This is a genomic window from Rhodococcus sp. KRD162 (assembly GCF_017168335.1).
Taxonomy (GTDB): domain Bacteria; phylum Actinomycetota; class Actinomycetes; order Mycobacteriales; family Mycobacteriaceae; genus Rhodococcoides.
The window spans coordinates 1-814 of the sequence record NZ_JABFAU010000093.1; the positions used below are offsets into that span (position 1 = coordinate 1).

Genomic DNA, 814 nt, shown 5'->3' on the forward strand with positions numbered 1-814 from the left:
TGAGCCACGAGGAACGCGAACAGACCGGCCAACTGCTCCAACGCATCGGCGGTGAGCGGACGGTGGTCGTCGTCGAACACGACATGGACTTCATGCGTATGTTCGCGACCTCGGTGACGGTATTGGCGGCTGGACGCGTCCTCGCCGAGGGCACAGTCGCCGAAGTACAGGCCGACCCGAAAGTCCAACAGGTCTACCTCGGCACCGCAGCAGCCGGCGAGGAACTCGACACGAAAGCACAAGAGGGAGCCGATCATGCTTGAACTGGTCGATGTCCACACCGGCTACGGCCGCAGCGAAGTCATCCACGGAGCCTCACTCACCGTTCCCGCCGACGGCGTCGCCGCCGTCATGGGCCACAACGGTGCCGGCAAAACCACCCTGCTGCGGGCAGCGGTCGGACTGCTGAAAGTCAACTCCGGCACAGTCATGTTCGACGGCGAAGACGTCAGCTCGCTGCGGCCCAGCGCGCGAGTCGCCCGCGGCCTCGCCTACGTGCCGCAAGGCCAGCAATCTTTCGGCCAACTCACCACCGCCGAAAACCTGCAGGTCGTCGCCGACGGCCGCACACGCGGCAAAGCACTGATCAGCGAAGTACTCGACCTGTTCCCCGCACTGACGCAACTACTCGACCGCAGAGCCGGACTACTCTCCGGCGGGCAACGCCAACAACTCGCCATCGCCCGCGCACTGATCACCGAACCACGAATGCTCATCCTCGACGAACCCACCGAAGGCATCCAACCCTCCGTCGTCGCCGAAATCGAAAAAACCATCCTCGAACTCACCCGACGCGGCGGCCTCGGAGTACTCC

At 64.4% G+C, this 814-nt stretch carries 1 protein-coding gene and 1 pseudogene; both read left to right on the forward strand.

What is annotated here, in order from left to right:
* Window positions 1–263 (forward strand): annotated as a pseudogene (locus J1M87_RS28150) (ABC transporter ATP-binding protein); the annotation flags it as partial.
* Window positions 256–814, forward strand: a 559-nt coding sequence (locus tag J1M87_RS28155) for an ATP-binding cassette domain-containing protein (RefSeq protein WP_206492938.1), incomplete at its 3' end; no start/stop codon positions are given. The pseudogene J1M87_RS28150 and the gene J1M87_RS28155, both read left to right, overlap by 8 nt.